The organism is Tautonia sp. JC769, from assembly GCF_040717455.1.
Taxonomy (GTDB): domain Bacteria; phylum Planctomycetota; class Planctomycetia; order Isosphaerales; family Isosphaeraceae; genus Tautonia.
In genome coordinates this window covers 59255-76555 of sequence record NZ_JBFEFH010000027.1, presented here as the reverse complement: position 1 = coordinate 76555, position 17301 = coordinate 59255, and the positions used below count along the sequence as shown (strand labels likewise).

At 69.2% G+C, this 17301-nt stretch carries 16 protein-coding genes; 3 read left to right on the top strand and 13 right to left on the bottom strand.

Translation table 11 applies throughout. From position 1 onward, the window contains the following. Positions 1-9: 9 nt before the first annotated feature. The 3 genes from AB1L88_RS21990 to AB1L88_RS21980 all read right to left on the bottom strand — a co-directional run bounded on the left by AB1L88_RS21990 (position 10) and on the right by AB1L88_RS21980 (position 3251). Positions 10-795 carry a glutamine amidotransferase gene (locus AB1L88_RS21990; RefSeq protein WP_367098842.1) on the bottom strand — a complete coding sequence of 262 codons (786 nt, stop codon included), beginning with the start codon at positions 793-795 and terminating at the stop codon, positions 10-12. Positions 796-800: 5 nt separating this feature from the next. Further along, positions 801-2645, bottom strand: a complete 1845-nt coding sequence (locus AB1L88_RS21985) for a sodium:solute symporter family protein (RefSeq protein ID WP_367098841.1) — start codon at positions 2643-2645, stop codon at positions 801-803. Between the two features lie 171 nt (positions 2646-2816). Beyond that, the gene (locus AB1L88_RS21980; RefSeq protein WP_367098840.1) at positions 2817-3251 is read right to left on the bottom strand and encodes a hypothetical protein; all 435 of its coding nucleotides are present in this window, start codon (positions 3249-3251) and stop codon (positions 2817-2819) included. Between the two features lie 411 nt (positions 3252-3662). Here AB1L88_RS21980 and AB1L88_RS21975 point away from each other — a divergent pair, with 411 nt between their 5' ends. Then, entirely contained in the window at positions 3663-4499 is an 837-nt protein-coding gene (locus AB1L88_RS21975) for a hypothetical protein (RefSeq protein WP_367098839.1), read from the top strand. Positions 4500-4554: 55 nt separating this feature from the next. On the opposite strand, the gene AB1L88_RS21970 is transcribed toward AB1L88_RS21975, so the two are convergent. From AB1L88_RS21970 to AB1L88_RS21945, 6 genes are all read right to left on the bottom strand, one after another. Further along, positions 4555-6132, bottom strand: coding sequence for a sugar ABC transporter ATP-binding protein (locus AB1L88_RS21970; protein ID WP_367098838.1), 1578 nt, complete (start codon positions 6130-6132; stop codon positions 4555-4557). Next, positions 6129-6647, bottom strand: coding sequence for a GNAT family N-acetyltransferase (locus tag AB1L88_RS21965; RefSeq protein WP_367098837.1), 519 nt, complete (start codon positions 6645-6647; stop codon positions 6129-6131). Before AB1L88_RS21965 ends, AB1L88_RS21970 begins: the two co-directional genes overlap by 4 nt. Positions 6648-6659: 12 nt before the next feature. After that, entirely contained in the window at positions 6660-8309 is a 1650-nt protein-coding gene (locus tag AB1L88_RS21960; protein ID WP_367098836.1) for an esterase, read from the bottom strand. Positions 8310-8469: 160 nt separating this feature from the next. Further along, positions 8470-9303 (bottom strand): NAD(P)-dependent oxidoreductase, encoded by an 834-nt coding sequence (locus tag AB1L88_RS21955; RefSeq protein WP_367098835.1) that lies wholly within the window; start codon positions 9301-9303, stop codon positions 8470-8472. Positions 9304-9367: 64 nt separating this feature from the next. Further along, complete coding sequence (locus tag AB1L88_RS21950; RefSeq protein ID WP_367098834.1) at positions 9368-10498, bottom strand: glycoside hydrolase family 88 protein; 1131 nt, start codon at positions 10496-10498, stop codon at positions 9368-9370. 616 nt (positions 10499-11114) lie between these two features. Continuing rightward, positions 11115-12239, bottom strand: a complete 1125-nt coding sequence (locus tag AB1L88_RS21945) for a hypothetical protein (protein WP_367098833.1) — start codon at positions 12237-12239, stop codon at positions 11115-11117. Positions 12240-12770: 531 nt separating this feature from the next. Here AB1L88_RS21945 and AB1L88_RS21940 point away from each other — a divergent pair. After that, positions 12771-13214, top strand: coding sequence for a hypothetical protein (locus tag AB1L88_RS21940; RefSeq protein ID WP_367098832.1), 444 nt, complete (start codon positions 12771-12773; stop codon positions 13212-13214). 112 nt (positions 13215-13326) lie between these two features. After that, positions 13327-13809 carry a hypothetical protein gene (locus tag AB1L88_RS21935; RefSeq protein WP_367098831.1) on the top strand — a complete coding sequence of 161 codons (483 nt, stop codon included), beginning with the start codon at positions 13327-13329 and terminating at the stop codon, positions 13807-13809. A gap of 34 nt (positions 13810-13843) precedes the next feature. Here AB1L88_RS21935 and AB1L88_RS21930 read toward each other — a convergent pair whose 3' ends face one another. From AB1L88_RS21930 to AB1L88_RS21915, 4 genes are all read right to left on the bottom strand, one after another. Then, entirely contained in the window at positions 13844-14089 is a 246-nt protein-coding gene (locus AB1L88_RS21930; RefSeq protein ID WP_367098830.1) for a hypothetical protein, read from the bottom strand. A gap of 138 nt (positions 14090-14227) precedes the next feature. After that, positions 14228-15436, bottom strand: a complete 1209-nt coding sequence (locus tag AB1L88_RS21925) for a Rid family hydrolase (protein WP_367098829.1) — start codon at positions 15434-15436, stop codon at positions 14228-14230. 148 nt (positions 15437-15584) lie between these two features. Next, entirely contained in the window at positions 15585-16487 is a 903-nt protein-coding gene (locus AB1L88_RS21920) for an aminotransferase class IV (RefSeq protein ID WP_367098828.1), read from the bottom strand. A 67-nt stretch (positions 16488-16554) separates the two neighbouring features. Continuing rightward, entirely contained in the window at positions 16555-17298 is a 744-nt protein-coding gene (locus tag AB1L88_RS21915; RefSeq protein ID WP_367098827.1) for an HAD family hydrolase, read from the bottom strand. Positions 17299-17301: the final 3 nt, after the last annotated feature.

Sequence of the window (17301 nt, the reverse complement as noted above, 5' to 3'; positions counted from 1 at the left end):
CTCGCCAGGTCAGGAGGCCAGTAACCACGCGACGAGGTTGCGCCAGAGGGCCTGGTACTGGTCCCAGTACACCAGGTTGCATCCCCAGTGGGGGGCCGGGTCGGAGGTGTAGGCCGCGACCCGGCCGGAGCCGAACCGGCCGACGGCGAGGGCCGGGTCGGGCGAGTCTCCCCAGGTGGCCAGGACCTCGCAATCGGGGCGCGGTCGGGTGATGTTGTAGCCGAGGATCGGCGGCGAGGCGTGCAGGTCGATCCCGCGCAGGGCGGGGTGATCGCCAGGAGTGGGGACCATCCGGTAGCCCTCGGTGCTCTCGCGCAGGTCCTCGAAATCGAGGCAGGTGACGGGCAGGACCTCGGCCAGGCGGGTGCGTCCCCAGCCGCCTTTGCCGCACTCGCCGTTGAAGCTGAGCCAGCCGCCGAGGAACAGGGCGTGCGTGCCGCCGCGGATCGCCTCGACCGTCAGGCGGACGCGGTCGGGGAAGGTGAGCGGCTCGGGGCCGAACTTCGAGCGGTCGAAGAACGACGGGTGGAGCTGGAAGTTGCGGGCCTCGACGTCCGAGAAGATCAGGATGTCGTACTCGCTCAGGACCCGATCGAATGCCCCCGGGGCGAGGCGGTAGAAATCCCAGGCAGGGACGCTGGTCACGGTGTGCTCGCCGGAGGACTCGAGGGCCTCGACGAGCCACGTCCCGTAATTGAAAATCTCGGTCCCTTTGTATTCGTAGTTGAACGGGCTCTCGGCGAAGATCGGGCCCATCATGATCGCCCAGTCGCCGACGTAATAGATTTTGGCCATCGGATTCAGTGATCCTCCCCGATCGGTCCCGGCGTGGAGGGTTCGGCCGAACCGGAGGCGACGCGACGCCAGGTGACGGCCATCGCCGCCCCCCCTGCCAGGGCGACCAGCACAGAGACGGTCGCGGGGATCGCCCGGCCGTAGAGGATCAGGCCGGTGGCGAACAGGGCGCCATAGATCATCGCGCACCCGCCGATCAGGAAGACCAGCTCGCTCCGGAGGTTCCACGAGCCGTCGCAGTCGAGCAGTTGGCCGTCGGCGTGGGCGCGGCGGATCACGGCCTTCCAGCCGGGCCCGCCGGGGCGAATGTGGTCGTAGAAGCTGCGGAGGGTCTCCTCGCGCTCCGGGGGCGTGACGAGCGAAATCACGATCCAGCAGGCCGTGGTGCCGCCGACGATGATGAGGAACTGGAGCCAGTCGGCCGGGGTCTGCTCGGGGGCGACCCGGCTCAGGACCACGAAGCCGGCGGCCATCAGGAACGAGACGGCCATCGCCGCGATCTCGGCCATCGCGTTCAGGCGCCACCAGAACCAGCGGAGGATGTAGATCAGGCCCGTCCCCGCGCCGACTTTCAGCAGGATCTGGAACCCTTCGTAGACGCTCTGGAGCTGCAGGGCGATCACGCAGGCGAGGACCATCAGGGCCACCGTGAGGAACCGGCCGAGCCGGACCAGCTCGCGCTCCGAGGCCTTCGGCCGGACGAACCGGAGCCAGAAGTCGTGCACGAGGTACGACGAGCCCCAGTTGAGCATCGTCGAGATGGTGGACATGTACGAGGCGATCAACGACGTGGCGATCAGGCCGAGCAGGCCGGGGGGCATCCGGTTCATCATGGCCGGATAGGCCAGGTCGTCGCGGACCATCGTGTCGCCGACCTTCGGGAAGGCGGAGCGGAGCGAGTCGAGGTCGGGGTAGATCGCCAGCGAGGCCAGCGCGACGAGGATCCAGGGCCAGGGACGCAGCGCGTAGTGGGCGAAGTTGAACAGCAAGGTCGCGCCGGTGGCGTGCGACTCGCTCCGGGCGGCGAGCATCCGCTGGGCGACGTAGCCGCCGCCGCCGGGCTCGGCCCCGGGATACCAGGCGGCCCACCACTGCACGGCCAGAGGGATGATGAGGATGGTCATCGCCGCGTTCAACGAGGCGGTCGAACTGAAGTCGAGGCTCGGCCAGAGGGCGAGGCGCGATTGGACCTGCTCGTTGGCGAGCAAGCCGGCCAGGCCGCCGACCTCCGGCTGCCGCAGGGCGACGACCGCCGCGCCGATGGACCCGGCCATGGCGATCAGGAACAGCACGAAGTCGGTGAGCAGGACGCTCCGCAGGCCCCCGGCGGCGCTGAAGATGACGGTGACGGTGGCCGCGACCAGGATCGCCTGGATCGGGCTGAAGTCGAACATCACCTGGGCGATCTTCACCGCGGCCAGGGTGACGTTGGCCATGACGAGGACGTTGAAGACCAGGCCGAGGTAGACGGCGCGGAAGCCCCGCAGGAATGCGGCCGGGGCCCCCCCATAGCGCCGTTCATAAAATTCCACGTCGGTCAGGATGCCCGACCGCCGCCAGAGCTTGGCGAAGACGGCGACCGTGAGCATGCCGGTGAGCAAGAACGCCCACCAGACCCAGTTGCCGGCCACCCCCTGCTCCCGGACGATGCTCGTCACGAGCAATGGCGTGTCGGCCGCGAAGGTGGTGGCGACCATCGACGTGCCGAGCAGCCACCAGGGCATCCCCCGCCCCGAGAGGAAGAAGTCGGACTGGGTCCGCCCCGCCCTCCGGGAGACGACGAGGCCGACGATCAGGGTGAATCCGAAGAAGGTGCCGATGATGGCCCAGTCGATCGTTCGGAGCAGCACGCGGAAGGCCCTCGGGTGGACTCGGGCGTCGCCTCCCAGGCGGAGAAGGACGCATTCTCTGGGGCCCATCGGGGGAGGTCAAGCGAGCACCCGCCGCGCACGCGAGAACGGCCCGGATCGCCGAAGCCATCCGGGCCGTTCGAAGGTCGGTGTGCAGTCAGTTCCCGGGCATCAGAAGTTGCCGGGAGGGGGGACCATGCCCGGGAGCTGCTCGCCCGGGGGCGGGGCCTGGATCGGCGGGCGGGCCTGCTCGATCTCCATGTCGGAGCCGCCGCCGGGGATCGGCTGGACCATGCTCGCGCCGCCCGGGGCGGACAGGACGCCGCCGGGGGCGACCATGCCGGCCGCCGGGGGTGCGCCGTAAGGCTCGATCCCCTGGGCCTGCATCTGGGCCCGCTGGGTGGCGGCCTGCGTATTCGCCAGGGGGAAGTCAGGCCCCTTGGGGAAGTACTGCACGTCGTCGAAGAGATACTTGCCCGTGGGCAAGGTCATGCCGGCATACTCGACCTGGCAGCCGACGGCCCCGAACAGGCCGAAGGCGGCGATCCCGGCCCAGATCGCTCGCCGACCGGCGTGGATGGGGCCTCCCATGCGGGACGTCGACATCGGTTCGACCCTCCTTGGTCTTGTGGCGGTCAGCTCCGGACCGCCCGCGAGGCGTTCATTGTGCTTCCCTGATCCCAGGCCGGCCCTCTGGTAACGGGGGCCGATCCCCGCCCGGGGCCGAGCAAGACGGCCCGGCCGGGCGTTTGGGATCAATCACAGTAAGGTGATCGGCCATTCGGGCATCAGATCCGCAACGAAAAGAGACCGGGAGGTTTCGACCGGCTGCTCGGATCGTCCGCGGTTCGGCACGCCGACCTCGGCAAAACTCCCTTGCCGTTTCTATCGACCGGGAATGCCCTTTGCTTGACTCCCCCGGGGGTTTTCCGGCGATGTTCGTAGTCATCACGCACCGAACGACTTAAACTAACAGGTGTCATCGGAAACGGATCGGCACCTCTGGGGACCGCGATCATGACAACCGGCACTCTGCCCCGATCGGCGTCGCTGGCGCTGCTGGCCGCGGCCCTGGTGGCCCCGGGCTGGCCCAGCTCGGCCCGGGCCCAGCCGCAGGCCGGGCCGTTCGGCCCGTTCCAGAATTACGTCTACATCGGGGGCTCCGGCCCGTACGGCTGGGGGCCTTATGCCTTCGGCTGGAGCGGCCTCTCGAACACCGGGTACATGCCGCCGGTGCCGCCCATCTACGTCGCCCCTCAAATTCAGTTCAACACCCAGGCCCTGCAGAACGCCCGGCCCGCGACCGCCGCCGACGCCCTGAAGCAGCAGGCCGACGCGGCCGCCTGGCGCGACCGGCGCCGCGAAGCCCTGCGGATGCAGACGAAGCTCGACGTCGAGACCGGATTGCCCCGGGCCGTCTCGACCCGGGTGGCCCCTCCCCTGCCGCTCGATCGCCGGATCGAGATGCTGTTCGACGACGAAGGGATGATCCGCTGGCCGGCCGGGCTCCTCTCGACCCCCGCCGCGTCTCGCCGGGCCGTGGAGCAGGCCGCGCTGGTCGTCCTGGAGGAATTCCGGCTCCGAGGGCGGGCCAACGTCACCGATGTCACCTTCGCGCGCGACCAGCTCTCTGGCTTCGCGGCGCCGATCTTCGCGCAACTGGCCGCGATCGACGACCCGCTGGCCTCGCAGACGACGCTCGACTTCTTCCGACGCCTCGACGCGACCCTGATCGACCTGGCCGACCCCCCGGCAGAGGCCCCCGAACCGGATGAGCCTTCGCCTGATTCGGACAGCCCGGCCGAATCGGACGCCCCGGCCGAGGGGCAGGAACCGCCCGCCGAAACCCCCTGATCGGGCTGCAATGCCGGCGCTCGGTCGGCGTGGTCTTCGGATTGAAATCAAACCGTCAGAAATCCGCGACCCGGTCAAGAAATCGGGTCGCGGCGTCCATGATCGCTTCCTCGGTCGCCTCGGACCGGGGGAGTTCGGCGGTGATCCTCCCCTCGCAAAGCACGAGGATCCGGGTGCTGACGGCGAGCAATTCGGGGAGTTCGCTGGAGGTCATGACAATCGCCATGCCGCGCTCGGCCAGGCGGTGGATGAGGGCGTAGATCTCGGCCTTCGCCCCCACGTCGATCCCCCGCGTCGGCTCATCCAGGAGCAGGAGCTTCGGCTCGGTCAGGAGCCACCGGGCAATGATGCACTTCTGCTGGTTGCCGCCCGAGAGGCTCATGACCGGGACATCGCCGGACGGCGTCTTGATCCGCAGGCGATGGATCGAATGCTCGACCGCCTCGCGCTCGCGGGCCGACTGGACGACCCCGAAGGCGGCGAGCTCCTGGAGCCGGGCGAGCGTGATGTTCTCGGCCACGGTCATCTGGTCGAACAGGCCGAGGCTCTTGCGGTCCTCGGTGACGAGCGCGACCCCGGCGGCGATGGCGTCGGCCGGCTCGTCGAAGCGGACTTCCCGGCCGTCGAGCCGGATGGTGCCGCCGGGGGAATCGGCCGAGGCTCCGAAGAGCGTTTCGAGCAGTTCCGTGCGCCCGGCTCCCAGCAGCCCGGCGACCCCGACCACCTCTCCCGGCCGGACCTCGAAGCTCAGGTCGCGGAGCGCCGGCCGGCCGCTCCCGGGAGGGCTCGGCAGCGAGAGCCGTTCGGCCTGCAGCACGGGGGGGCCGCTCGGCACGTTCGCCTCGAACTCGAAGCCGCCGATTTCGCGGCCGACCATCCAGCGGACGACCTGCGACGGCTGGATCTCCTTCCGCGGCGCGGAGGCCACGAAGGCCCCGTCGCGGAGGACCGTCACCCAGTCGGCCAGCGTGAAGACCTCGTTCATCTTGTGCGAGATGTAGAGGACCGTCGTCCCCGACTTCCTCAGGTCGCCGATGACGCGGTAGAGCCGCGCGACCTCGGCATCGGAGAGGGCCGAGGTGGGCTCGTCCATGATGAGGACCAGGGCATCGAAGGCCAGGGCCTTGGCGATCTCGACCATCTGCTGGTCGCCGATCCGGAGGTCGCCGACCCGCGCCCGGACAGGGATCGGCGTGCCGAGCCGCTCGAACAACGCCGCCGCGGCCCGCTCCATCGACCAGTTGTCGATCAGCCCGAGCGGCGAGCGCCGCTCGCGACCGAGGAAGATGTTGGCCGCGACGCTCAGCTCGGGGACGAGGTTCAGCTCCTGGTGGATGATCCGGATGCCCGCGTCCTCGGCGTCTCGGGGGCCGGCGAAGCGGCGTTCGCGGCCGTCGAGGACGATGCGGCCGTCGTACTCGGGGATCACCCCGGCGAGGATCTTCATCAGGGTGCTCTTGCCCGCGCCGTTCTCCCCGCAGAGGGCGTGCACCTCCCCCGCCCTGGCGTTGAAGGTGACCGATTCGAGGGCATGGACGCCGCCGAATCGCTTGGTGATCCCCTCCATGACGAGGCGGGGGGGGACCTCGTCGGGGTCGACCTTGATCCAGGTCAGCTCGGTGTCGGTGGTCATCGCGGGCCGGTCCCGTTTGCCTGGGCGTCGTCGGAGTCGGTCAGGGGCATGGCGAAATGGATCTGCCGGGCGACCTCGCGGAAGCCGACCGACGGATAAAGATGCTGGCCGATCGGGTTCTGATCGAGCGTCTCGATCCGGGCGACCGCCATCCCTTGCTCGCGGAATCGCCCGATCGCATGTTCGAGCAAGGTGCGCCCAATTCCCTGCCCGCGCACCTCGCTTGAGACGGCGAGATTGGGAATCTGCCCGACCTTCGCCCCGCGATCGCAACGCATCGAGACATAGCCGACGACCGCCCCGCCCGCATCCTCGGCCACGGCGATCTCGCCGCCGGGGGCGTCGAGGTCGTCGTCGACGTGCCTCCCCTTGCGCGTCCGCCAGTCCTCGGCCGCGATCGGGCCGAGGAGTCGGTCGATGTTGTGGTCGATCGACACGCCTTCGAAGGCCTCGATGGTCATGGCCCGGAGGACCGGGCGGTCGGATTCGCGGAAGGGGCGGATGGTGATGGTCATGGCAAGAGTCGATTAATTGTCCGAGCGTTCGGGGGCCCCCGAGGCGACGGCCTCGGCCATCTGCTGCATCATCTCCTGTTCGGTGATGCCCGACCAGCAATGGCCCTCGCCGGCGCCATACACGATGGAGCCTTCGAAGGGAGGGTCGGCGGTTTCGAGGAAGGCTTCGAGACGCCGGAGGGCCCGTTCGAGGAAGAAGTTGTCGGCGTCGCCCATCCAGATATGGAGCTTGCCGCGCAGCTTCGGGCCGAGCGTCTGCCAGTCGGATTCGAGGACGCGGCGGATGTCGTACTTGGCCCAGTGGTCGAGGACTGATTGGTCGATCGCGCCGGTGACGGGGTCCCAGAGGGGGACGGGGCGGCCGTCGGGGCCCCGGGGGCCGTAGGTGGCGTTCCACGAGCCCCACTGGCCGCCGGACATGGACCAGGAGCCGCCCAGGCCGAGGGCGTTTTCGAGGCTGCACTCGTCGCGCATCGAGTAGACGGGCGTGCCGTCCTCGCGGCGGAAAGCGGGGCGCTCGGCACCGTCGGCCGTGGTGTAGGCGTTCGCGTCGTCGTAGATGTTGATGAGCTGAAACGAGCGGAAGTCGAGGCTGTCGGGGCAACTGGCCCAGCAGCCGTTGAAGAAGTCGGGGTAGAAGACCTGGAGCGCGACCGACACCCAGCCGCCGGTCGATCCGCCGTCGAGGACGCGGGCGTATCCTTCGCCGATCCCGCGGTAGAGACGCTCGACGTAAGGGATCAGTTCTTGCGTGATCGCGTCTCCATACGGCCCGTGATTGGCCGAGTTCACCTGATATGGGTCGCCGAGCGGCCCGGCGCCGTCGAGGAAGAGCATGACGAAGCGGGGGGTGTCGTCGGCCAGCCAGATCCGGCGGAAGGGGGAGCCCTCGGCCATCCGGCGGCGGGCGGCGGTGAAGCGCGAGCCGAAGCCGCCGATGTGGACCCGGAGCGGATAGCGCACGCTCGGGTCCTTGCCGTAGTCGCGGGGCAAGACCACGGCGACGCGGAGGAACATCGGCCGGCCGTGGAACTCGCTCAGCAGCTTCGACGGGACCTTCAGGTAGCGGACCAGGTCGGTGTCGTCGGGCAGGCGTTCCGGCGGGTCGATGCGGGTCAGCTCCAGGGTGATCGGGTCGGTGTCGGCCGGGTCGAGCCGGACGGGCGTCGGGGCGCTGGAGAGATTGCCCGGGGCGTTGAGCAGGAGCAGGTCCGGGTTCCGCATCAAGACCGCCTGCGCGACGTACTCGCCGGGGTTCAGCCGCCCCAGGGCCGACACGGGGAAGCTGCGGGCCGAGGCATCGACGACCGTGACCGTGCCGGGGGCGACCAGCTCGGCATCCACCCCCAGCACGACCGGCGAGCCGGGCACGGGCAGGCTGATGGCGTTGCGCGGCTCGGGCCGGGCACGGCGGGCGAGGATCACGACCAGGCGGCCGTCGGTCGGGGCGTCAATCAGACCTTCGACCACGCTGACCTCGAACCGCGGGGCGAGCATGGCCGGCGGGCCGGGCAAGGCGGCCGGTTCGGGCAGGCCCGTGGTCGCGGGGGTCGGGTCCACGGGCTCAGCGCTCCGGGCCGGGAGGGGGCCGAGGCCGCGGGCCTCGGCCGTCGTCAGGAGGAAACAGAGGGCAAGCAACGCGAGCCAGCGGTTGGGCATCATCGGGGAATTCGTCCTTGCGGGGTCGGCTCGGGCAGGATGATCGACGTATCCTAACGGCGCCAACCCCCTCGACGAAAGGGACCGATCGCGGCAGGCAAGCCGCCGTCGCGGCCCCGAGAGGCTCGGCGATCGCCTGCGACCTGTCCACCCTCGGCCCGTTTCACCCGGCCCCCGAGGGGGCGAAGGCATCGTCGAGGGGGCTGTACCCGAGCAGCTCGACGGCCCGCGTGATCGGCCAGCGGCTCGGCAGGTTGCGCGAGGTGCCGTTGACGACGAGGAATCGCTCATCCAGCTCGGACCAGAGCGCGCACTCGACGAGCTGGGCGAGGTCGCGGTCGGAGAGCCAGAGGGACCTGGCCCAGTCGTCGGGCAAGGTGGAGGGGTGATTCGGGTCGGGCTGGACCCAGCCGATCCGAAGCGCCACGAAGGTCAGCTCGAACGCCTGGGCCATGCCCCGCCCGAACCGCTCTCCCGCGAGCTTCGAGGCCCCGAACGGGCCATCGGGCCGGGGCGGCAGGTCCTCGGAAATCGGGCCGGGGCCGTCGTCCCGGTAGCCCCACATCGTGTGGCTGGAGCTGGCGAAGACGAACCGATCGACCGCGGCGAGCACGGCGGCGTTCAGGACGTTGGGTAACGTATCGAGATTCGGGCCGACCAGCGCCCCCCACGGGGCATCCGGGTGCGAGTGGGCCGCGAGGTGGACCACGGCATCGACCCCGTGGAACAGCTCGGCCCACTCGTCGTCCAGCTCGGCCAGGTCGGCGGGAATGACCTCGTCGTCGTCCGGGCCGGGGTTGCGGTCGAGGAGGATCAGGTCGTAGCGATCGCCCCACTGCGCGCGGAGCTTGCGGCCGAGGTATCCGCACGCCCCCGTGACGAGGACCGTCGGCCGATCTTCCGAGTCGACCGGCCCGAGGTCGTCGTCGAGCATCGGCAGGCTCGGGAATCCGTTGGGCCGACCGGGCGTTTCGGGCGGGCCGCCGTTGTGGCTCATGGTCGGGCCTCCGACCCGTTGGGTCCGGCCATGGGGCATTCCGAAACGTTGAGAATGGTTAACATCAGTCGCCGTCGATCATCGCCAGGACCTTGCAGATGGCTTCGAGGAAGAAGAACTCGCCCCACATGACGGACTGGTCGACGCCGAGCCCCTTGGGCTTGTGGTAGACGCCGTGCTTGAGGACGCCTTCCCATTCCGGGTCGTTCCAGGAGACGTAGGCGTCGGAGCAGAGGGTGTCGAGGATCGTCAGGGCGGCGTCCTGGTAGCGGGCGGCCCGGGAGGGGTCGCGGGTCAGGTCGGCGAGCTGCCAGAGGCCCGAGGCGGCGATGGCCGAGGCGGAGCTGTCGGCCATGCGATCCCCTTCGGGGGCGTCGAAGTCCCAGGGGGCGACCAGGCCGTCGGGGCAGCGGTCGATGAAGTGGTCGGCGTTGCGCTCGGCGACGGCCAGGTCGGCCGGGTCGTTCGTGTAGGAATAAACCGTGCCGAATCCGTAGAGCGACCAGGCCAGCCCTCGGGTCCAGTCCGACTCGGCCGAGAGACCCTGGTGGGTGCTCTGGCGGAGGAACTCGCCGGTGTTGGTGTCGAAGATCCCCTCGTGGGCGGTGCTGCCGTCGGGGCGGACGATGGTGCGCTCGGTGGTCCGGCAGTGGGCCTTGGCGACTTCCAGAAGCCGCTCATCGCCGGTCTCTCGGGCGGCGTAGAAGATGATCGGGACGTTCATCATGATGTCGATGAACAGGCTTTCCGGTCCGATGAACGAGCAGAGGTACTGCCCCCGCTCCCGGAATCGCATGGCGAGGGTCTGGCCGGCGGTGACGACGACCCGCTTCTTCGACGCGTCGCCGGTGACCTCGTACCAGGGGAGGTACGAGTTGAGGAAGATGAAGCCGAGGTCGTGCACGTCGCGGTCGTGCTGCTTGTGTTCGAGCAGTCGGCAGTAGTGCTCGGCCTTGTCGCGCCACCATTCGTGGCGGATGCGTCGGTAGCAGTGCCAGAGGATGCCGGTCAGGAAGCCGGCGCACCAGTCGGTCCACAGTTCCCCGCCGTGCCGCCAACGCCCCCCCTCGGTGTAGATCGGGAAGTAGTCGGGGTGGTGATCGATCAGGGTGCCGAATTTCGAGGCATAATGGTCGAAGGTCCGCTGCAGGCGCGGTTTCAGGTCGGCCAGGTCGACAAGTTGGGGCTCGGCCATGCTTCGGGCTCTCCGGTCCACCGGGAGAAGGAGGACGGTCCACGATCGGACGTCAGCGTGAGGTCATCAAACAGCGAGGTTGGTTCGGGTCGCGGTGTCGATCGGTGAGATCTCGATCCGGGTCCGGCAACCGGTCGGCTCGGCGGTCTGGACCCGGTCCTCGGAACCGATCGGCTCGTCAGGGCGATGCCACCGAACCCGGCGCGCAACGGACCGCGGCCCCGATGCCATCGCCGCCAGGAGCCTTCCCGAAGCCCGGCCAGAGCGAGGCGGAGCCGAGCCCTCCTGCGGGCAATACGAGTCGCAAGGCGCAGCGAGGCCAATTCCGGTCTGGCGCGAGGTCAGCGACCCCGACCGACCGTTCAAGGGCGGATCGCCCCCTGGTGCCCTCCGAGCACGCCGCCAGGCGGTTGCTCCGGATGCGGGTCGAATCCAACGGCTTCGGATCGATCAAAGGTGCCAACGCTCGGCCAATCGGTCCGCCACCATAACGACCGAGGGTTCGATCGGCAAGCGTCCGTCCCTGAGCAACGCAAACCGACCGGCCCCGGGCAGCAAGGGCCCGGGACCGGTCGGCACGTCCTGAGATCGCGTTTTTCCCGATCAATCGCGGCGATTACCGCTGCGGCTCGTCGGGGGCCGGGGCCGCTCCGTGGGCCTCGCGGCGGCCGACTTCCTCCCAGGGGAACTTGTCGAACGCGCCGACGGGAGGCTCCTGCCCGACATTCGCCTGGAACTGGTCGGGGATCTGGCCGCCGAGTTCCTGGGCCACCCGCTGCCGCAGGTCGGCCATCTTCGGGTAGAGGGTGTTGAGGTACAGCGCGCGTTCCTCGGGCGTGTTGGCCGAGCCGAACGAGAGGTTGAAGTTGGTCATGCCCAGCAAGGCATTGGCCAGCGGAATCTCATCGCGCTGATAGGCGGCCTCGAGCGCCTGGCGGACGTCGGCGCGTCGGGCGAGTTGGAGCATGCCGGCGAGGGTCTTGAGAAAGCGCTCGGCCTCGGCGAAGTCCCGCCCCTGGAGGCGTTCCGACGCCTGCGTGCGAATCTGGTTGACCACGTCGATCGCCCGGACGACCAGCTCGTCGGGGATCTCTTGCTCGTCGGGGATGTTGCGGGCCTCGTCGATGATCTGCTGATACTGGCGGCGGAGGCCGTCGAACGGCTCGCCGGTCAGCGGCGGCGGCCAGTTCTCCTCGGCGGCCAGGCGGTGGGCCGAGATCACCAGCCCCTTGCTCGCGAACCGCAGCGGGACCAGCCGCACCTGCTCTCCCGAGATCGTCAGGTCGGAACCGGCGTTGACCAGCACCGAGTGGGGCACGCCGGGGCTCAGGAGCTGGTGGAAGATCGCGTTGAGCGAGTCGCCGCTGACGATGTCCTGCTGATTCGGCTGGTAGAGCTGCCGCTGCTGGATCGCGTTGGCCGCCTGCTGGACATTGGCCGATCGCGCCGCCACCTTCCGGGCATACTGCTGACGTCGGATCTGCTCCGACTGCCAGACATACTCGTTGAACCGCATCCGCGTGTCGGCCTCGATCGACCGCGCCACGGCCGTCTGCTCGTTGTACTGGCCCAGGCCGGCCGCGAGAATGCCCATGCCGCGGGTCACATCACCGCCGACCGTCGCACTGCCCCAGCCTCCCCAGCCTCCCCAGCCGTAGGCCCACTGGGCCCGGGCTTCGGAAGCCAGGCCGGATGCCGCGAAGACCGCGGCCGCGACTGCGATCGTCAAACGCCGAGTCATGGTGCCTCTCCAAAGTCTCAATTGATGGCGGGCGAAGGATTGAGCCGCCGACCCCGAACGGAACCCTCGGATCGGCAAACCTACCCTCGAGTTTAGCCCCATTTCCGGGCCCGTGACGAGGGGGATTCTCGACCGACGGTGCGCCTTGCGCCCCGATTGCCGAGGCACGAGGACGCCGGGAACCACGCGATTGCGGGGCAACATCGTCAAGTCGCGATCTCTCTAATTACCCTATCCTGCGTGTGTTGTTGGTGCAACGATGTACGCAACTCCCGGCGAAAAAAGGCCGGTTCCGACCGGGCAGGCCGGCACGAGGACGCCCCCGCACCCCAACGACGCCCCCCGGCCGCGACCGAGCCAAGGCGGCGAGAGCAACCCCCGCCGTTGACGGTCCTCCTCAATCCGGATCAGTCGCGGGACGCCCCCGTTGCCGACGGCATGACCGCGGCGTTACAGTGCGCCCAAGGGTCGCATGCCGACCGTCCTTCTCGACCCTCGATCAAAATGGGGGACACTTCGATGAAAACCTGGATGTTTCGAGTCCCTGGGGCGAGCCTCGCCCTGGCCGCGGTCGTCATGGCCGGCGCAGGGGTGGAAGGCCGCGTCCTCGGCCCCCATCCCTCCGAGCCGCCGGCGGCGCCCGCCCCCCTCGGGGCGCAGGACAAGCGGGCCGAGCTGATGGCCCTGAAGCTGGATTACGCCAAGAACGTGCTCGAAGGCCTGACGCTCGAGAAAATGGACCTGGTCGCCAAGAATGCCCAGGATCTGAAGCTCCTGAGCGCCGCGGCCGAGTGGGAACCGGCAACCGTGCCCGGCCCATTGTACCTCGTCTACACCCGCGAGTTCCAGCGGATCGCCGACTCGCTGGCCGAGAACGCGAAGGACCAGAACCTCGACGCCGCCACCCTCGCGTATGTCCAGTTGACCATGAATTGCGTCGAGTGCCACAAGTACGTCCGATCGACCGATCGTTGATCGCCCCTCGCCCTGGGCCCCCGATCGGTCGAAGCACGTCGGCCCGGATCGCCGTCGGACCGGGCCATCCGATACGCCCGGTGAGGCGGAACGCGTGAAGGAGACGACCATCATGGCGACTGCTCGTGTTGCGACCCGATGGCGCCTGATGCGGGCGATCGTGCTGGGCCTGACGGCTGCGAGTTGCCTGGCGGCGAGCGGATCGCCGGCGCCGCCTCGCCGGCAGACCACGGCCGACGGGCGACCGAGGCAGGCCGACCGCCCCCTCGACGACCGGACCGTCCTGATGCGACGCAAGCTCGACCACGCCCGGCGCATCCTCGGCGGCCTGGCCGAGGGGCGATTCGGCCCCGTGGCCCGGTCGGCCCGATCACTCCATGAGATCAGCGAGGTCGCGGCCGAGTACAACCTGCCGACCGACGACTATCGCCGCTTCAGCGACGAATTCCGACGGATCACCCGGACCCTCGCCGAGCGGGCCGAGGCGAACGACCTGGACGGCGCCACGCTGGCCAATGTGCAACTGACGATGAACTGCGTCGCGTGCCACAAGTACGTCCGGATTCAGATGAATCCCCCCGCCCCCCCGCGATGATCGAGGCGAGGCGAGGCGAGTTGAGTCGAGCCCATCAATGCCCGTGCCCGTGGTGCCGCACCTCCGACGCCTTCGAGATCGACTGGCGGAGGAACCCGAAGAACGACCCGCCGGTGAACATCCCCAGGACGTAGACGGCCAGCATGACCAGGAACAACGGCGCCGAGAGCTGGACCTCCGTCATCGGGAAGTTCACCTGGACCGACGCCCGGTTGACCACCGCGAAGGCGATGAAGGCCGCGACGAGCAGGATCAGCAGGATCAGGTAGACGTAACGCATTGAGACCTCCGCGCCGGAGCATGCGGGGGGAATTCCTTCACGAGCACCTGAGAATCAGTCTACCTGATAAATCACCGTCGCGGTGCCCGCCGGAAGGCTCGACGAGACGCTCGGCCCCGGCGGGCAACGCCCTGATGGTTACTCGGGCACGACGGCGATCATGTCCACCGTGATCGAGTAGCCGTCGATCCCGACGCCCGGCACCTGGGCCTTCGAGGCCGCCGGGGGCCGCTTCGGGTCGTAATAGTTCGGCCGCAGGTCGTTGAGCGCCTGGCTCGAATCGTCCTCGGAGACGTAATAGGTGGCCTTGGCCAGGTGGTCGAGATCGCTGCCCGCCCGGCCGAGCACGGCGAGCATCGCGTCGAAGATCGCCTCGACCTGCGCGGCCCCCGACGTCCCCTCGGGGCCGAAGAAGCCGGAGAGGAACACCAGGTCCCCCCGGTTCACCCGGGCCACCCGGCTGTAGACCGGGGAGGCGGGCAGCGACGGCGTGTCCAGGTAGTCGATCATCTGGTCGCTGCCCGGCTCGGCCGCCGTGGCCACCAGCTCAATCTCGATCGGCAGCGTGCTTTCCCACTCGACCAGGACCAAGGGCGGCACCTTCGCCCCCTCGAAGAAGGCCGCGACCTCGCGCTCGACCACGTCGGCCGATTCCGGGGGCAGATAGAATGCCTTCAACTGCACGACCCGATCGGTGCCGAGACCGAGGTGTTCGAGCGTCTCGGCCAGGCTTTCGAGCGTCTTGCGGGTGGCGGTGGCCAGGTCGTCGGCCGGCTCGGCCTGCCCGGCGATGAAGACCCGAGGGCCGGCAGGCAGGACCGCCAGCGGGGCCCCGGCAACCTGACCGGCGGCCCTTCCCTGCGGGACCTCCGGCCAGGCGACCTGACCGGCCGGGGGCCGGGCGTCGGTCGTCGCCACGGCGTCGGCGGCGATCCAGGCCCCGGGCCGGGGCAAGGCCCCTTCCACCACGGTCAGGGCCGGGGCGTCCCGGTCGGCGAACCGCTCGGCCAGATGCCGATGGACCACCGGGACCATGCCCGCCTTCCCCAGCACCACATGCAGCCGGACCGCCCGATCGAGGCCCGAGCCGCCCTCGCGGAGCATCGCGTCGAGCCGATCGAACACCTCGGCCACCACCCGATCAGGCTCGTCCGCCCGCTCGGCCGATTCCGGGCCGACGACCTGCGTCGAGAACACCAGGGCCGATTCGGCGGGCACCACCACCGCCGCGGAGACGCCCTGGCCGGGATTGAGCCGGACGTATCGGACCGACGATTGCGAGGCCGTCGCGATCGAGCCGATCGCCAGCACGAGGGTCGCACTCGAGAACAGGATGCCGCAACGCATGAACAATCGCCTCCGTCCGGGGCACGGGGTCAGCGTGATTTCGGGGCCATCGGGAACGCTCGGCGCGTGATGGAGAGCGAGCATAGGCGGTCGATCCGAGCAGGGCAAGCCTCGGGCATCGCCCGCCCCGTGTGCCGCGCCACATCGATCACTCGACCACGCGCTCCCCTTCCCGGCCCGCGAGGTCGCGGTAGAGGTCGCCGAGGCGCCGGGTCATCGGCCCGGGCTGGCCGTCGCCGATGGCCCGGCCGTCGACCCGGACCACCGGGGCGAGTTCTCCCATCGTCCCGGTGCAGAAGACCTCGGCGGCGCGGTAGACGTCGGTCAGTGAGAGGTCGCCGACCTCGATCGGGATGCCGTGCGAGCGGCAGAGGCCGATCACGGTCGATCGGGTGATCCCCTCGGGGCAGGCGTCGACCGTGCCCGTCCGCACGACCCCCTCGGAGACGAGGAAGACGTGGGTCGCGTTCGTCTCGGCCACGAAGCCGCGCCCGTCGAGCATCAGGGCGTCGTCGGCCCCGGCGGCGTTGGCCTGGATCTTGGCGAGGATGGAGTTGATCAGGTTGCAGTGGTGGATCTTCGGGTCGAGCACGTCGGGCCCCGGGCGTCGGATCGTGCTGGTGACCAGGGTGATCCCGGCGAAGTCATACACCGGCGCCTTGTGCTCGGCCAGGACGATCAGCGTCGGCCCGACGGTGTTCAGCCTCGGGTCCATGCCCGAGGTGTACTTGACCCCTCGGGTCAACGTCAGGCGGAGATGAACACCGTCACGCATTTGATTCGCTTCGAGCGTGCGGCGGATCTCGGTCGTGATGGCCTCGAAGCTCGGGATCTCCGCGAACGCCAGGGCCAGGGCCGAGCTGCGCAGGCGTTCCAGGTGCTCGGTCAGCTTGAAGATGCGGCCGTCGTACAGCCGCAGGCCCTCCCAGACCGCATCCCCCCCCTGCACCGCCGAGTCGAACGGGCTGATCCCCGCCTCGTCGCGGTGCAGGAGGCGGCCGTTGATGTTCACGATCAAGTCTTTGTTTCTGGGATCGAAGGTCTGGAGCATGGTTGAGGCCGGTTTGTCGAGGAGTGAGGGGGACGGCCCGCATCGGCGACGGCGAGCGCGGCCCATTTCAGGCCGAAATCACATGATGGTGCAGCTTCAGGTAGCACTCTTCCGCCCGATCGAGGACGTCGGCGAGCGACTCGGGCACCCGGTCGGGCTTCGGCCGGTAGGGCTGGAAGCCGGTCGAGCGTTCGACGTTCTCGTACCAGTACTTGGCCCAGACGCCGTCGGTGTCCCGGGGGCCGGCGGGCCAGCCCAGCATGGCCTCGTCGAAGGGGACGTCGAGCGCCTCGCAGAGGGCCGAGAGCACGCCCCGCGGGTTCTCCAGCACGTCCTTCGCGTCGATGACGGGCGGAGTGCGACCGGTTGTTTCCTGAACACGTTCGAAGATTTCAACCTGTTGCGGCAATCCCGTGTCCTCCAGGCGGGGCTCGTGCAGGACCTTCGCCAGCGAGGTGAGCATCTCGCGCGGATCTCGGATCAGGAACGCATGCGTCAGGTGGTCGAGCCAGGCGCGATCGATCGAGGGGAGCAGGTGATGGGCCATGTGCTTCTGATAGAAGATCGCCTTGCCCCCCGGCACCGGACCGACCAGTTCCGCCACCACCGCCCGCCAGTCCGGGTTGTGCTGGCGGATGACCTCCGACGCCCCCGGGTGGTCCAGCCCCGTCTCGCGGAGGTAGTGGGCATAGAGCGGCTCGTCGCACACGAACGTGTCGGCCCGGTTCCCCCACGATCGCATCATCGCCGTCGAGATGTTGCGGGGGCCGGACCACACGGCGATCCGGATCGGAGATTCAGCGGTCGGCATGGG

Coding starts and splice junctions, on each gene's coding strand:
- AB1L88_RS21925 (WP_367098829.1), bottom strand. CDS start 15,436: ATGCGTTGCGGCATCCTGTTCTCGAGTGCGACCCTCGTGCTGGCGATC.
- AB1L88_RS21990 (WP_367098842.1), bottom strand. CDS start 795: ATGGCCAAAATCTATTACGTCGGCGACTGGGCGATCATGATGGGCCCG.
- AB1L88_RS21955 (WP_367098835.1), bottom strand. CDS start 9,303: ATGAGCCACAACGGCGGCCCGCCCGAAACGCCCGGTCGGCCCAACGGA.
- AB1L88_RS21940 (WP_367098832.1), top strand. CDS start 12,771: ATGTTTCGAGTCCCTGGGGCGAGCCTCGCCCTGGCCGCGGTCGTCATG.
- AB1L88_RS21960 (WP_367098836.1), bottom strand. CDS start 8,309: ATGATGCCCAACCGCTGGCTCGCGTTGCTTGCCCTCTGTTTCCTCCTG.
- AB1L88_RS21915 (WP_367098827.1), bottom strand. CDS start 17,298: ATGCCGACCGCTGAATCTCCGATCCGGATCGCCGTGTGGTCCGGCCCC.
- AB1L88_RS21930 (WP_367098830.1), bottom strand. CDS start 14,089: ATGCGTTACGTCTACCTGATCCTGCTGATCCTGCTCGTCGCGGCCTTC.
- AB1L88_RS21945 (WP_367098833.1), bottom strand. CDS start 12,239: ATGACTCGGCGTTTGACGATCGCAGTCGCGGCCGCGGTCTTCGCGGCA.
- AB1L88_RS21920 (WP_367098828.1), bottom strand. CDS start 16,487: ATGCTCCAGACCTTCGATCCCAGAAACAAAGACTTGATCGTGAACATC.
- AB1L88_RS21935 (WP_367098831.1), top strand. CDS start 13,327: ATGGCGACTGCTCGTGTTGCGACCCGATGGCGCCTGATGCGGGCGATC.
- AB1L88_RS21975 (WP_367098839.1), top strand. CDS start 3,663: ATGACAACCGGCACTCTGCCCCGATCGGCGTCGCTGGCGCTGCTGGCC.
- AB1L88_RS21965 (WP_367098837.1), bottom strand. CDS start 6,647: ATGACCATCACCATCCGCCCCTTCCGCGAATCCGACCGCCCGGTCCTC.
- AB1L88_RS21970 (WP_367098838.1), bottom strand. CDS start 6,132: ATGACCACCGACACCGAGCTGACCTGGATCAAGGTCGACCCCGACGAG.
- AB1L88_RS21950 (WP_367098834.1), bottom strand. CDS start 10,498: ATGGCCGAGCCCCAACTTGTCGACCTGGCCGACCTGAAACCGCGCCTG.
- AB1L88_RS21980 (WP_367098840.1), bottom strand. CDS start 3,251: ATGTCGACGTCCCGCATGGGAGGCCCCATCCACGCCGGTCGGCGAGCG.